Annotated in this window: 15 protein-coding genes; 10 read left to right on the top strand and 5 right to left on the bottom strand. The window is 60.7% G+C overall.

What is annotated here, in order from left to right:
• Positions 1 to 277 precede the first annotated feature (277 nt).
• Together NFS22_RS18825 and NFS22_RS18820 are read left to right on the top strand one after the other, a co-directional pair.
• Positions 278 to 430 carry a hypothetical protein gene (locus NFS22_RS18825; protein WP_251319264.1) on the top strand — a complete coding sequence of 51 codons (153 nt, stop codon included), beginning with the start codon at positions 278 to 280 and terminating at the stop codon, positions 428 to 430.
• A 53-nt stretch (positions 431 to 483) separates the two neighbouring features.
• Positions 484 to 669: a hypothetical protein gene (locus NFS22_RS18820; RefSeq protein ID WP_251319263.1), complete on the top strand. Its 186-nt coding sequence runs from the start codon at positions 484 to 486 to the stop codon at positions 667 to 669.
• Positions 670 to 707: 38 nt separating this feature from the next.
• On the opposite strand, the gene NFS22_RS18815 is transcribed toward NFS22_RS18820, so the two are convergent.
• From NFS22_RS18815 to NFS22_RS18805, 3 genes are read right to left on the bottom strand one after another with little or no spacing between them, the layout of a single operon-like run.
• Positions 708 to 1,286 carry a peptidoglycan-binding domain-containing protein gene (locus tag NFS22_RS18815; RefSeq protein WP_251319262.1) on the bottom strand — a complete coding sequence of 193 codons (579 nt, stop codon included), beginning with the start codon at positions 1,284 to 1,286 and terminating at the stop codon, positions 708 to 710.
• The gene (locus tag NFS22_RS18810) at positions 1,283 to 2,536 is read right to left on the bottom strand and encodes a peptidoglycan-binding protein (RefSeq protein ID WP_251319261.1); all 1,254 of its coding nucleotides are present in this window, start codon (positions 2,534 to 2,536) and stop codon (positions 1,283 to 1,285) included. The genes NFS22_RS18815 and NFS22_RS18810 overlap by 4 nt, the downstream gene beginning before the upstream one ends.
• Positions 2,537 to 2,545: 9 nt before the next feature.
• On the bottom strand, positions 2,546 to 2,947 hold the full coding sequence (locus NFS22_RS18805; RefSeq protein WP_251319260.1) for a spore cortex-lytic protein: 402 nt from the start codon (positions 2,945 to 2,947) through the stop codon (positions 2,546 to 2,548).
• Between the two features lie 247 nt (positions 2,948 to 3,194).
• Between NFS22_RS18805 and NFS22_RS18800 the strand changes: the two genes are divergently transcribed.
• The 8 genes from NFS22_RS18800 to NFS22_RS18765 all read left to right on the top strand — a co-directional run bounded on the left by NFS22_RS18800 (position 3,195) and on the right by NFS22_RS18765 (position 10,411).
• A complete protein-coding gene (locus NFS22_RS18800) occupies positions 3,195 to 3,611 on the top strand; it encodes a Uma2 family endonuclease (RefSeq protein ID WP_251319259.1) in 417 nt (138 codons plus the stop codon).
• Between the two features lie 94 nt (positions 3,612 to 3,705).
• Positions 3,706 to 5,082: a DUF512 domain-containing protein gene (locus tag NFS22_RS18795; protein WP_251319258.1), complete on the top strand. Its 1,377-nt coding sequence runs from the start codon at positions 3,706 to 3,708 to the stop codon at positions 5,080 to 5,082.
• A gap of 158 nt (positions 5,083 to 5,240) precedes the next feature.
• Positions 5,241 to 6,566, top strand: a complete 1,326-nt coding sequence (gene der / locus NFS22_RS18790; protein ID WP_251319257.1) for a ribosome biogenesis GTPase Der — start codon at positions 5,241 to 5,243, stop codon at positions 6,564 to 6,566.
• Between the two features lie 2 nt (positions 6,567 to 6,568).
• A complete protein-coding gene (locus NFS22_RS18785) occupies positions 6,569 to 7,213 on the top strand; it encodes a glycerol-3-phosphate acyltransferase (protein WP_251319256.1) in 645 nt (214 codons plus the stop codon).
• Between the two features lie 170 nt (positions 7,214 to 7,383).
• The gene (locus NFS22_RS18780; protein WP_251319255.1) at positions 7,384 to 8,385 is read left to right on the top strand and encodes an NAD(P)H-dependent glycerol-3-phosphate dehydrogenase; all 1,002 of its coding nucleotides are present in this window, start codon (positions 7,384 to 7,386) and stop codon (positions 8,383 to 8,385) included.
• Complete coding sequence (locus NFS22_RS18775) at positions 8,382 to 9,563, top strand: alanyl-tRNA editing protein (protein ID WP_251319254.1); 1,182 nt, start codon at positions 8,382 to 8,384, stop codon at positions 9,561 to 9,563. Before NFS22_RS18780 ends, NFS22_RS18775 begins: the two co-directional genes overlap by 4 nt.
• Entirely contained in the window at positions 9,560 to 10,132 is a 573-nt protein-coding gene (locus NFS22_RS18770; RefSeq protein WP_251319253.1) for a guanylate kinase, read from the top strand. The genes NFS22_RS18775 and NFS22_RS18770 overlap by 4 nt, the downstream gene beginning before the upstream one ends.
• Positions 10,133 to 10,195: 63 nt before the next feature.
• Positions 10,196 to 10,411 (top strand): DUF3221 domain-containing protein, encoded by a 216-nt coding sequence (locus tag NFS22_RS18765; RefSeq protein WP_251319252.1) that lies wholly within the window; start codon positions 10,196 to 10,198, stop codon positions 10,409 to 10,411.
• Positions 10,412 to 10,454: 43 nt separating this feature from the next.
• On the opposite strand, the gene NFS22_RS18760 is transcribed toward NFS22_RS18765, so the two are convergent.
• A complete protein-coding gene (locus NFS22_RS18760) occupies positions 10,455 to 11,462 on the bottom strand; it encodes an aldo/keto reductase (protein ID WP_251319251.1) in 1,008 nt (335 codons plus the stop codon).
• Positions 11,463 to 11,665: 203 nt separating this feature from the next.
• Positions 11,666 to 13,285, bottom strand: a complete 1,620-nt coding sequence (locus NFS22_RS18755; RefSeq protein ID WP_251319250.1) for an S-layer homology domain-containing protein — start codon at positions 13,283 to 13,285, stop codon at positions 11,666 to 11,668.

The following is a 13,285-nucleotide window of genomic DNA, read 5'->3' as shown; positions in this document are numbered from 1 at the left end:
AATCTGCTCAGGCGGTTTGCATGATTGCCGCTTTTCGCACTTTGTTAAAAAGGCTTTAGCCTATTGGTACAGCTTCTCAAATATGATCAATTCCCTGTTATGAGTTTCAGCTCCACTATAGCGGCGGCTATCACACTGGTGCTGATCGGATTCATCATTTTGATGTCAGAAATACAAATCGAACTATGCGGAGGTAATCAATCATGGAGCTTATCAAAAGCAGCATGGCATCATCTATTCCCGGCTGAACCGCTATAAAGGCGGTGAGGGCGGCAAGGTGTTCGGCTGTTATGACCAGGACCGGAACGTCATATTTGCCGGAGCCCTGGAGGACGGCGAGATTGATCTGACTGCCATCAACCGCGCGGAGGCCGAAAAGGTCCTTCTTGATGTGGACGACTATGCGGACGAAGAGGACGAAAACCCCTGAACCTGTGGTATCATTCCGTCCCTGGCGGGGCATACTGACGTTGAGGTGATTATATGGACGTCAATATGAATGCGGCGGTGACCTTTGGTGAGCTGCTGCAAAAGAACCCCCAGGCCGCCGCCTACTATGACCGCTGCACCCCTGAGCAGCGAAACGCCATCCTGCTTCAAATGGGGCAGATGACCAGTCAGTCCCAGCTGCGGGCCTTTGTGGACAACCTGCCCAGCGCCTCCCTGTAACCCAAGACTGCCCGCCCCCAATGGGGCGGGCAGTCTTTTCATCCCCAGCCGCCGGTAAATTCCGGAATACAGTCGGTGTCCTGCACCACGAAAATTTCATAGAGGTGGGACAGGGTGCCCCAGGTGACGGTGTCCATACAGCCCGTTTGGGGCAGGCCGGCCGCCTTTTGCAGCCAGCGGATGTTGTCCGCCGAGACGGGGCCGTTGCAGCCATCGGCTTCACAGGGGGTAATGCCCTCAAACTGCTTGGCAAGGATATTGAACATGGTCTGGGGTACGATCAGATACTCCTTGGTCTCCCCCTCGTGAACCTGGACACCCTCCGATGGGAAAATCCGGGTGGCCCGGGAGTAGCCGGTTTTGGCCTGCTGAGCCAGCCATGCGTCCCGGATGGCGTCCCAGGTGGCCTGGTCCACAATACCAGTGACGGGCAGGCCCGCCTCCCGCTGAAAGCGCATCACCGCCTCCAGGGTGCGCTCACCGAACACGCCGTCCACCACCAGCTGAGGCAGAAATTGATAGGTGGCTGACAGCTGCCGCAGCATATATTGCAGGCTGCTCACCGGATTGGCCAGCATATCCCGCTCCAGCAGCTCCTGACCCAGATTGTAATTCATACGCGCACTCCTCTCTGTCCGTTTTCCTGGCCGTCCGCCTGGCCTGGGTTCAGGGGGCTGCCCTGATACTGGCCCAGGCGGGGGGTATTGGCCCATCGGTCCCCCTCCGGAGCTGAGACCGGGGCCATGACGGGAACGGCGTCCGCCCCCAGGGACTGGGCCCGCACCGTATCCCGGCTGAGGGAGTAATTGGCGGTGACAAAGCTGTCATAGATGGAATTCCAGGTCCGCTCGTCCACCAGGCCGTTGGGGGTGAGGCCCGCCCAATTTTGATAGGTCCTCACCGCCCTGCCGGTGACAGGGCCGAACTGGCCGTCCATTGCCGGGGCGTACAGTGTGTCAGAGAACTGGGCCAGCAGGGACAGCATATACTGCAAAACCTCCACCTCCGGTCCGGCGTCCCCCTCCGCCAGATTGCCGGAAAACTGGAACTGGACGGCGTAGAAGGTCTGGCCCTTGCTCACCAGCTCCGCCAGCTGGAGCACCCCCACATAGAGGTACACCATCTTGTACCAGGTGGCTTTGCCCACCACGCCGTCCACAGCCAGATTAAAAATGCTCTGGAAGGTGCGCACGGCAGTTTCGGTGGCCTCACCGAAGGCCCCGGTGGAGGGCACCTTGGGGATGGCGGGGTAGTTTTGAGAGATGCGGTTGAGCATAGCCTGGATCACCGACACGTCGGGCCCCGCCGACCCCCGCCGCAGGGGCGTGCCGGGGTAGGAGGAGGTCAGGTCCTGGATGGGGGCGTCCACCACCAGCTCAATGTTGTCGCCGTAATAGCGGTAGAGGATATCCATGGAGTTGGCCCCCTGCCGGGCCATCTCCTGGCTTCCCCACTGGGACAGGCCGTCGCAGGTGGAGGTGGTACCGTTGCAGAACTTGGCGGCCAGCGGCTCCACAAAGCCCTTGCGGCGGATATAGTCGTTGAAAATCTCGTCCACCACCTGGCTGATGTTCTCAAACACGTTTCGGCCTCGGACAAAGGCCTGGTCGTACTGGGTGGTGGAGGTAATCTGAAAGTCATAGCCCTGGCTGGGGTAGAATTCGGTATATACCCGGTTCAGGGCAAAGGAGATGATGGCCAGAATATTGGCTCGGATGGCAGCGGGCTCCCAGGTGGGGTAGATCTCGCTGGAAGCCACATTTTTCACATAATCCGGAAAGGTCACCGTCACATTTTCTGCCCACTGGTTGGGCAGACCCAGGTGCACGGTGATGGTGCGGGGGACATATGGAATGATGACTGGCATGCCTTCACCTCACAGAGACTGGGCGGGGATATCCCGCTCGTCCCGCTGCTGCAGGCTGCACAGCCCCTGGGGCAGGGGGATGAGCTCCATGTTCTGCATGGTCTCCACACCGGGAAAAATCTGCACACCGCTCACCTGGAGCATGGCGTAGCCCGGCTGCTCGGCCCACACCTCACACAGGGAAAAGGGCACTCCATTCCCGGGCAGTCCGCCAGGGGAGGTGCTCTCCCCCAGTGCGGGGGCGTCGATGGTCACCGGACGGATCAGTCCGCTGCTGTCGGTGCTTTGTATGGAGAGCAGCTTCCACTTGCCCTCCTTCCCCGGCGCGGCCACCACTACGGTGGCCCCCTCCAGGGGAATCTGCGCCTGGGAGGTGTACACCCGGACACTTAATGTTCCTGTTGCTTGCATTGTTCAAATACCTCCTGGGCCAGACCTCTGCTGAGGTCTGACCTCCGCTTTATCCTATGCGGCAAACCCGCCCTCCGCCACGCCCCCTCCTTCCGCCCACAGAAATCAATTTTTAGAAAATCCGGCCATATTTGCAGGGTGGGACGACTCGGCCCGCCGCTGGTTGACAGCTTTTGTAAACGGCGCGCCGGGGTCGTCGCGCCCTACAGCGCCATAATTGATTTCCGTGCCTTCCGCCGCAGAAGTCTTGAAATCTTTCTGGTGTCTGTGGTATAATAAGTTAAAGCGTATTGGTGTACGGCTTTTTGAGGAGGACGGCGACGGCCCACATACAGTGGACACATTGGTAGAGCCTGACCTTACCGTAATCTGTGACCCCAGCAAACTGGATAAATACGGCTGCAAGGGTGCCCCCGACCTGGTCATTGAAATCCTCTCTCCCTCTACCTGGCGGCACGACTGCCTGGTCAAATACAACCTGTATCAGCGGGCAGGCGTGCAGGAGTATTGGATTGTGGATGCGGAAAAGCAGGTGGTGCTGGTCCATACCTTGGAAGAGGGACAGTACCACGCCCCCAGAGCCTACACTGCCAGAGACACCGTCCCGGTGGGGGTGCTGGAGGACTGCGCGGTGGACCTGACCGCCGTATTTTCGGAGGAATAACACCCAGCGGGAGCATTACGCTCCCGCTTTTCCGCTCTTGCATTGGGCACACATTTATAGTAAAATGGGGAGATATTGGAAAGGAGGCGCGTCCATGAGCATGACGGCCGTGAAATCGGTGGACCCCCGCAGTCCGGCCAGCCGGGCGGGGGTGCTGCCCGGGGAGACCCTGACCCACATCAACGGCCACCCCATTGTGGACGTGCTGGACTACAAGTTCTACAGCTACGACCCCCGGCTGGAGCTGACCTTGAAAGCTCCGGACGGGACGGTCCGCTCCCTGCGGGTACGAAAGGGTGAAGGGGAGGACTTGGGCCTGGAGTTTGAGACCTACCTGATGGACCGTGCCCGCTCCTGCGCCAACCGCTGCATCTTCTGCTTTGTGGACCAGATGCCGCCTGGGATGCGGCCCTCCCTCTACTTCAAGGACGACGACGCCCGCCTCAGCTTTCTGCTGGGCAACTACCTCACGCTTACCAACCTCTCCCCCCGGGAGGTGCAGCGGATTATTGACCTGCGCATCTCCCCCATCAACATCTCCGTCCACACCACCGATCGGGCACTGCGGGCGGAAATGCTGAAAAATCCCCGGGCCGGGGAGGGGATCGACATTATGGAGCGCTTTGCCGCCCACAGCATCACTATGAACTGCCAGATCGTCTCCTGCCCCGGCGTCAACGACGGTCCGGCCCTGGACAGCACCCTGAAGGACCTGGCCGCCATGTTCCCGGCGGTAAACAGCGTGTCGGTGGTGCCGGTGGGGGTAACCAAATACCGTGAGGGGCTCTACCCCCTGCAAACCTACACCCGGGACACCGCCTCCGCCCTGATCGGCCAGGTGGAGGCCTTCGCCGCCAGGCACCTGGCGGAACACGGCACCAGGCTTGTGTGGTGCTCCGACGAGTTCTACCTGCTGGCCGGGCGGGAGCTCCCTCCGGAGGACTACTTTGAGGACTTTACCCAGCTGGACAACGGGGTGGGGATGCTCACCCTGCTGTCACGGGAGTTTTCCAGGGCTCTGGAGTTGATGGAGCCCCAGGAGATGGAGGGGACAGTCCCCTTCTCCATTGCCACAGGAGTATCCGCTGCCCCATTTTTGGCAAAATTAGTGGGACAAGCCAGGGAAAAATGTGGTACAATAGAGGGGCAGGTCTATCCCATTGTCAATCGTTTCTTTGGAGAGACTATCACCGTGGCCGGGCTGGTCACCGGAGGGGACCTTATCCAGCAGCTCCAAGGCAAAAACCTGGGTCAGCGGCTGCTTATCCCCGCCAGCATGCTCCGGGCCGGGGAGAACGTCTTCCTGGACGACGTGACCACTGACGATGTGGAGCGGGAGCTGGGCGTGCCTGTCACCGCTGTCCCCCAGGACGGCTATGAGCTGCTGGACGCCATGCTGGGCATCCGGCTCACCCCCGAAACCCAGCACCTGGCCTGGGAAAACGAGGAATTTTACCGGTATAATCCGTAGAGGAGTACCAAAAGCCTCCCTTCGCAAAGGGAGGTGGCATCCGCGCAGCGGATGACGGAGGGTTTTCCCCAATCGAAACTCATCTGTCTCTGAAGAAAACCCCCACCGCCCTTCGGGCGGAGCCCCCTTTGCGAAGGGGCCTTGAGAGGAGGAACCATATGAAACCTTTAGTTGCCATAGTGGGCCGGCCCAATGTGGGCAAGTCCATGTTGTTCAACAAGCTGTGCGGACAGCGGCTGTCCATTGTGGAGGACATCCCCGGGGTAACCCGGGACCGGCTGTATGCCCAGTGTGAGTGGCGAAACCGCGTCTTTGACATTGTGGACACCGGCGGCATTGAGCCGGGGACAGATGACCAGATTCTGTCCTTTATGCGGGAGCAGGCGGAGATCGCCATCCACACCGCCACCGTGATTGTCTTTGTCTGCGACATCAAAACCGGCATGACCGCCTCCGACCAGGAGGTGGCCAATATGCTGCTGCGCTCCGGCAAGCCGGTGGTACTGGCGGTGAACAAAGCTGACCAGACCGGCCGGGAGAACCCGGACATCTATGAGTTCTACAACTTAGGGCTGGGCGACCCCATCGCCGTATCCGCCGTCCACGGCCACGGCACTGGCGACCTGCTGGACGCCTGCTTTGACCACTTCCCTCCCGAGGAGGAGGAAGAGGAGGAGGAGGATGTGGTCAAGGTGGCGGTTATAGGCAAGCCCAATGTGGGCAAGTCCTCCCTGGTCAACCGGATTCTCGGTGAGGAGCGGGTGATTGTCTCCAACGTGGCGGGCACCACCCGGGACGCGGTGGACAGCTTCTTCGAGAACGAGCAGGGCAAATTCCTGTTTATCGACACCGCCGGAATGCGGAAGAAGTCCAAAGTGGACGACCGCATTGAAAAATTTTCTGTCCTCCGAGGCACCATGGCCATTGAGCGCTCTGATGTCTGCCTCATCATGATTGACGCCCAGGAGGGGGTCACCGAGCAGGACACCAAGGTGGCCGGCCTGGCCCACGAGGCGGGAAAAGCCTGCATCATTGTGGTCAACAAGTGGGATGCCATTGAAAAGGACGGCAAGACCATGGACAAAATGCGCCAGGACGTGATGCGGGACCTGAGCTATATGACCTACGCCCCCATTGTCTTTATCTCCGCTCTGACGGGCCAGCGGGTGGACCGGCTGTTTGAGCTCATCAACTACGTGAACAATCAGGCGGCCATGCGTATTACCACCGGTATGCTCAACTCCCTGCTGGCCGACGCCACCGCCCGGGTTCAGCCCCCCACCGACAAGGGCCGGCGGCTGAAGGTCTACTATATGACCCAGGTGGGCATCAAGCCCCCCCACTTTGTCTGCTTCTGCAATGATTCCAGGCTGTTCCACTTCTCCTACCAGCGGTATATCGAAAACCAGATCCGCTCCACCTTCGGTCTGGAGGGCACCCCGGTACGCCTCACCGTCCGTGAGCGGAGCGACAAGGAGGGGTAAGGATGCTTGACTATCTGCCCGCCAACGCCCCCTTTTTCTTTGTTACCATTGCATTTTGCGCCTACCTCTGCGGCTGCTTTAACGGCGCGGTCATTGTCTCCAAATATATCCTGCGGGACGACATTCGCACCCACGGCAGCGGCAACGCCGGACTGACCAACTTCTACCGCACCTTTGGCGGCTTTCTGACGTTGGTGGTCATCCTGTGCGACGTGCTGAAAGCGGTCGTTGCCATATGGATCGCCGCTGATATCGTCAACACACCGGCTGAGGCAGTCATTTTGGCAAAATACTGGGCCGGCCTGTGGTGTCTGCTGGGGCACATGTTCCCCTGCATGTTCCACTTCAAGGGGGGCAAGGGCATCCTCTCCGGGGGGACTATAGCCATTATGCTGGATTGGCGGATTGCCCTGGTGGTCTGGGGCGGGTTTATCGTACTGGTCCTGCTCACCCGGTATGTCTCCCTGGGCTCCTGCTGGGCGGGGGCCTCCTTCCCCTTTGCCACCTGGTTCGTCTACCAGGACACGGTGCTGCTGGCTCTGTCTATCCTTATCGGCGGGCTCATCCTGTACATGCACCGGGCCAATATCCACCGCCTGCTCACCGGGACGGAAAACAAGTTCAGTCTGCATCATAAGGAAGCGTAAAAAGCCTTCCCCTTTTCAAGGGGAAGCCGTGACGGATGAGGTTGACCAAGGGTCTGTGATTATAATCGTAAGAACGGCAGACCTTTGGTTCCCCTCATCCGCCCCAGTGTGTGCACTGGGGCACCTCCCCCCTGTGGGGGGAAGGCTATTATAAGTGGGAGGTAATTTGTATGAAAACCACAGTCCTTGGCAGCGGCGCCTGGGGGACGGCTCTGGCTCTACTGCTGCTGGAAAACGGAAGCGATGTGACCTTGTGGTCCTACACGCAGGAGGAGTCCGCCGTCCTCCGGGAGAAGCGGGAAAACCCCATGCTCAAGGGGGTGCCTCTGCCTGAAAGCCTGAAACTCACCACCGACATGGCGGCTGTAAAGGGCTGCGGGCTGGTGGTGGTGGCCACGCCCTCTTTCGCCGTGCGGACCACCGCCCGCCAGCTCAAGGAGCTGGCTGATCCGGGCACCATTCTGGTGTCGGTGTCCAAGGGCATTGAGAAGGACACCTCCCTCCGTCTGAGCCAGGTGATTGAGGAGGAGGTCCAGGGCAAGTGCCCGGTGGTGGTGCTGTCCGGGCCCTCCCACGCCGAGGAGGTGGGGCGGCATATCCCCACCGGCGTGGTGGTGGCCTCTGAGGACCTGGCCGCTGCAGAGAAGGTTCAGGACCTGTTTATGAACCAGCGCTTCCGGGTATATACCAGCGACGACAAGATTGGCACCGAAATTTGCGCGGCATTGAAAAACATCATTGCCCTGTGCGCCGGCTGCTGCGACGGCATGGGCTATGGCGACAACACCAAGGCCCTGCTCATGACCCGTGGCCTGGCCGAGATGGCCCGGCTGGGGGTGGCCCTGGGGGGGCGCAAGGACAGCTTTACCGGCCTGGCCGGGGTGGGCGACCTGATTGTCACCTGCTGTTCCATGCACTCCCGCAACCGCCGCTGCGGCATCCTGATTGGTCAGGGCAAGCCGGTGGACGAGGCTGTGAAGGAGATCGGCGCTGTGGTGGAGGGCTACTACGCCGCCGCCAACGCCCGCGCCCTGGCTCAGAAGGCGGGGGTGGAGATGCCCATTGCCCAGGCCGCCTACGAGGTTTTGTATGAGGGCCGGGACGTTCACACTGTCATCACCAACCTGATGCAGCGGGCAAAGCGTTCTGAGAGGGATGAAAGCTATCTATGACAGAAAAATTATATGAACAGGACGCCTTTATCGTCAAATTTGAGGCCAAGGTCCTCTCCTGTGTCAAGGGGAAAAAGGGCTTTGATGTGATTTTGGACCGCACGGCTTTCTACCCCGAGGGGGGCGGCCAGCCCTGGGACACCGGAAAGCTGGGGGATGTAAAGGTGCTGGAGGTCCACACCCGGGAGGGCGAGATTGTCCACACCTGCAGTCACCCCATTGAGGCGTGTGCCAGGGTCACCGGCATAATAGACTGGGACCGGCGGTTCGACCTGATGCAGCAGCACTCGGGGGAGCACATTGTCTCTGGGCTGGCCCACGCCCTGTGGGGCTGTGAGAATGTGGGCTTCCATCTGGGGGCAGAGGTGGTCACCATTGACTTTGACCGCCCTCTCACCGAAAAGCAGTTCGCCCTGCTGGAGGAAACCGCCAACCGGCACCTCTGGCACATCAACTCCCCTGTGAAAATCATCTACCCCTCCCCCCAGGAGCTGGAGCACATCACATACCGGAGCAAAAAGGAGCTCACCGGCCAGGTACGTATTGTGGAGTTCCCCGGCGCGGACTGCTGCGCCTGCTGCGGCACCCATGTGAATTCTCCCGCCCAGGTGGGGCTGATTAAGCTGCTGTCCATGCAGAAGTTCCGGGAGGGCGTGCGCATTGAGCTGGTGTGCGGCGGACGGGCCCTGAGGTATCTCAGCGGCGTGATGGAACAAAACACCAAGGTATCCCATTTGCTGTCCGCCAAGGTCTTTGAGACGGGGGCAACGGCGGAGCGGCTGCTGGCGGAAAACGCCGCCCTGAAAAGCCGCCTCATCTCGCTGGAGGACGCCCGCTTTGCCCAGCTGGCCGAACAGTACGCCGGGCTTGGGGATGTGGTCCTGTTTGAGGACGGCCTCTCCCCCGACGGCCTGCGCCGGCTGTGCGGCGCGGTGCTGCGCGCCTGCGGCGGCTCCGGTTTCTGCGCCTGCTTCTCCGGGGACGACTCTTCCGGCTACAAATACGCCATCGGCCAGCTGGACGGTGATCTGCGCAGCTTCGTCAAGGAGCTGAACCAGGCACTCGACGGCCGGGGCGGCGGCAAACCGGACTTTGTCCAGGGCTCGCTCCAGGCATCCCGGCAGGAGATCAATGCCTTTTTCCAAGCCAGCTCCCGCGAAGGGACGTGTCCGTCATGAGCCGTGTGTTCTGTCTGGTGGGCAAGAGCTGTTCCGGGAAGGACACCCTCTATCACCACATTCTGGAGCGGTATCCGGAGCTGGTCCCGGTGATTCCCTGCACCACCCGCCCCCGGCGGACGGGGGAGGTGGACGGACAGAACTACCGTTTTGTCACCCAGGACCAGCTGCGTCAGTACGAGGCCCAGGGTGACGTGGTGGAAAAGCGGGAGTACCACACCGCCCAGGGCCTGTGGACCTATTTTACTCTCCGCTTTCAGCTGGACACAGACCGGCTGCTCATCACCACCCTGGAGGGGGCTCAGGCCCTGATGGAGGCCTACGACCGGGAGGCGGTGCGTGTGATTTATCTGGAGGCGGACGACCGCACCCGGCTGCTGCGGTGCCTGGAGCGGGAGGAGCGGCAGGAGCGTCCCGACTACACCGAGCTGTGCCGCCGCTTTCTGGCTGACCAGGCGGATTTCTCCCCGGAGGCACTCTCCCGCCTGCCCAACCTCCACTCCATCCACACTGGTGGGGGGATTGAGGACTGCCTGACCCAATTTGAGGCGCTGTACCACAGCCTGTGAGGCACCTTCCCCGCCTCCGGCGCATAGGATATCACGGATTCCATCCAACAGGAGGTGACTTCCATGGTGACTATGATCGCCACCGTCGTCCGGGCCTGGGGCTCCCAGGTACTGGTTACCGACAACGCCAACGGCCAGGAGGTGCTGGTAAACACCAACAACTCCACCTGCAATCTGGCCGCGGGCGACCAGGTTCGTATCGTCTATGACGGCATTATGACCGCCAGCCTTCCCCCTCAGATCGGCGCGCAGTCCATTTGCGTGCTGCGGGTGTACTAAAACAAACCGCCGCGGACCCAACCGGTCCGCGGCGGTTTGTTGATTAAAAATGGGTCCAATAGTCTTTGTAGTTATCCTGAAGGAGCCGGGGGGTGTCCAGGCCGTAGGGGCACTTGGCGGCGCACTGGCCGCAGTGGAGGCAGGTCTCGATTTTCTTCATCTCACCCTGCCAATACTCGTTGAGCCAGGCGGCGGCGGGGGCCCGGCGGACCATCAGGGCCATGCGGGCACACTGGTTGATCTCAATACCCATGGGACAGGGCATACAGTAGCCGCAGCCCCGGCAGAAGTCGCCGGTGAGCTCCGCCCGGTCATGGTCGATCACGGCCTGACGCTCCGGGGTGAGCTCCGGGGTCTCTGCCACACAGGACAGGAACTGGTCCAGCTCCCACTGGTGCTGCACCCCCCAGATAGGGACCACGCCCTCCTGCTGCTGCATCCAGGCGGCGGCAGCAATTCCGTCCCGCAGCAGGCCGCCGGCCATTCCCTTCATGGCCACAAATGCCATCCCTTTGTCCCGGCACTTGTCCACCAGCTCCTGCTCCTGGAGGCCGGACAGATAGCTGTAGGGGAACTGGAGCAGCTCATACAGCCCGGAGTCAATGGCCTCATGGGCCACGGCCAGCCGGTGGTTGGTGATGGCGATATGCCTGATCTTGCCCTGCTTTTTGGCCTCCAGGGCGGCGTCATACAGGCCGTCCTCCCCGCCGGGCTTGGGACAGAAGGCGGGGTTGTGGAACTGGTAGACATCGATATAGTCGGTGCCCAGCTTCTCCAGGCTGGTCTCCAGGTCCTTCCACATGTCCCCGGCGGTCTGAGCCCCCGTCTTGGTGGCTATAACCACCTTGTCCCGCATGCCGGCAAAGGCACAGCCCACCTTCTCCTCGCTGTCGGAGTAGGCCCGGGCGGTGTCAAAATAGGTCATGCCGCCATCCACCGCCTTGTGGAGCAGATAGGCCGCATCCTCTTTGGAGATGCGCTGGATGGGCAGGCAGCCAAAGCCGTTTTTCTCAATGGTGATGCCGGTACTTCCCAGTTGAATGCGCGTCATAAAAGCCTCCTATCCTTTGTTGTAGAGCTCCAGCTCGTACAGACGGACGGTCCCGCCCCCGTGCCGCTGGGGTTCAAAATTTCCAGCCAGAGGTTCTTCGTGGTGACCGAAATCACCTTGCGGGTGGTCACGTCCTGGGTATTTCCTGACACGGTATCCAGAGTCTTCCACTGTTTTTTCTCGCTGTCGTAGTACTTCAGCCGTCAAGATACGGTGCTCAGGTTGCCATCCACCAGATGGTCCGCAGCCGTCCCGCTGGAAGCCTGGCCGGAGACCGCATAGGTATGCGCTCCTGCGCAGAGGCTGAGACCGTCCACCGTAGGGTAGGTGGGGTTGGGCACGCCGGGAATATTTTCGGTGATGTAGTTGTCGGCATAGCCGCCAAAGCCGTTAAAGGCCCAAGTGCCAGCGTCCAGCTCCTTCACATACTGCTGGCGGACCTGTTCAATGCTGCTCAGCCCGGTCACCTTTTTCACCACGGCGTTCAAATTCGGATCGTTGATATTATCGCTGGTGATCTGCTTGGAGGCCATGGCGAAGTGAATGGAGTCGATCAGGCCATAGCCCTGGGGCGTGGTGGGATACCGGCTGTCCATATAGGCAAAGAACCAGTAGGCGGTGTAGTAGTCGTTCTCAAAGCGCCAGTTCCGCAGGCCCTGATCGTCTCCGATGTAACGTAAGGCTCCCCGGGCCAGAACACCGTCATCCGCATAGAAGCAATAGCGGAAGCTGGCATAGGACGCCAGCGTCTCGATCCACCAGCTGCTGTCCAGACCACTATAGATCTGTACCACATGGCCCAGTTCGTGGGCGAAGCACGGAGTGGGCGCGACATCCTTAAAATGCGCTGAAATCTCGATGTTTCGCTCCCAAAGCTGCTTTTGGTGGTCGTAGTTTGTAGACCCCGTCCACATTGGCGCCTCCTTGCGGTCGCCGCTGAGCGGAAGTATTTTCTTCACGTTGACTGTGATTTCCTTCTGGGCGACGTCCCCGCCCCAACGGGCCCACAGGCGGGGATAGACGGTGTTGAAGGTCTCCTCGACCTCATTCCAATAGGCCGGGTCGGGGATCAGCTCCCAGCCCTCGCCCTTGGTAATGCTGAACTTTGACGCTGTGCTGGGCGGCGTCGTTGTGCCAGGCTGGGACAGCTTGTCGGCCAGCTTGGTGTAAATCACCGCGGCGGCTCCCCGGGTGATGTAGCCAGCCCCGTCGAAGGTACCCCTGTCGTCCACGCCGGAGATAAGCCCAGCGGCCACCACGGCGGAGACATAGTAGGGCCAAGACTTGTTGTCCGTCCCCACCTTGTCCCAGTCGGCGATTTTGGCCGCCGCCGCGGCCCGCTCATTCTCCGTGGGCAGGGCGGTCCCCTTGTCCTCCAGCAGTTTGACCAAAATCCAGGACATGTTATAGCGGTTGATGGAAGCGCCAGCGTACTTATTCATCAGGTCGTCCTGGGAGATATAGGTCAGTTGGCGGCTGGAGGCCACCTGAATCGCCGGGGCGTACCAGGGGGTCCGCACCGTGACCCGCGCCATTTCCTCCGGGTAAAAGGCGCTCATCAGCATGGTGAGGAACTGGCTATAGGTCATTTTGGCGTCCGGGTCAAATACCCCGGTCCCCTTGGCCGGGTCGCCGCCGGTGCCGGAGATGGCCCCATCGCTGTAGGCCCGCTCCACATAGGAGTAGGCCCAGTGGGTGGAGGGTACGTCCTTAAAGTGGGCGGTACCGGCGGCCGAGGCCCGAATGGGCACAAGGCCGAGGGTCAGCACCGCCGCCAACAGCAGGGCAGTCAGCTTTCCACCGTATGAATGTTGCTTTCTCAT

This window comes from Flintibacter muris, assembly GCF_943192995.1.
Lineage (GTDB): Bacteria > Bacillota > Clostridia > Oscillospirales > Oscillospiraceae > Lawsonibacter > Lawsonibacter muris.
The sequence above is the reverse complement of the archived record's forward strand: the minus strand, read 5'-3'. Positions and strand labels throughout refer to the sequence as shown.

Coding starts and splice junctions, on each gene's coding strand:
- NFS22_RS18795 (WP_251319258.1), top strand. CDS start 3,706: ATGAGCATGACGGCCGTGAAATCGGTGGACCCCCGCAGTCCGGCCAGC.
- der (WP_251319257.1), top strand. CDS start 5,241: ATGAAACCTTTAGTTGCCATAGTGGGCCGGCCCAATGTGGGCAAGTCC.
- NFS22_RS18785 (WP_251319256.1), top strand. CDS start 6,569: ATGCTTGACTATCTGCCCGCCAACGCCCCCTTTTTCTTTGTTACCATT.
- NFS22_RS18810 (WP_251319261.1), bottom strand. CDS start 2,536: ATGCCAGTCATCATTCCATATGTCCCCCGCACCATCACCGTGCACCTG.
- NFS22_RS18755 (WP_251319250.1), bottom strand. CDS start 13,285: ATGAGAAAGCAACATTCATACGGTGGAAAGCTGACTGCCCTGCTGTTG.
- NFS22_RS18760 (WP_251319251.1), bottom strand. CDS start 11,462: ATGACGCGCATTCAACTGGGAAGTACCGGCATCACCATTGAGAAAAAC.
- NFS22_RS18815 (WP_251319262.1), bottom strand. CDS start 1,286: ATGAATTACAATCTGGGTCAGGAGCTGCTGGAGCGGGATATGCTGGCC.
- NFS22_RS18820 (WP_251319263.1), top strand. CDS start 484: ATGGACGTCAATATGAATGCGGCGGTGACCTTTGGTGAGCTGCTGCAA.
- NFS22_RS18775 (WP_251319254.1), top strand. CDS start 8,382: ATGACAGAAAAATTATATGAACAGGACGCCTTTATCGTCAAATTTGAG.
- NFS22_RS18765 (WP_251319252.1), top strand. CDS start 10,196: ATGGTGACTATGATCGCCACCGTCGTCCGGGCCTGGGGCTCCCAGGTA.
- NFS22_RS18805 (WP_251319260.1), bottom strand. CDS start 2,947: ATGCAAGCAACAGGAACATTAAGTGTCCGGGTGTACACCTCCCAGGCG.
- NFS22_RS18770 (WP_251319253.1), top strand. CDS start 9,560: ATGAGCCGTGTGTTCTGTCTGGTGGGCAAGAGCTGTTCCGGGAAGGAC.
- NFS22_RS18780 (WP_251319255.1), top strand. CDS start 7,384: ATGAAAACCACAGTCCTTGGCAGCGGCGCCTGGGGGACGGCTCTGGCT.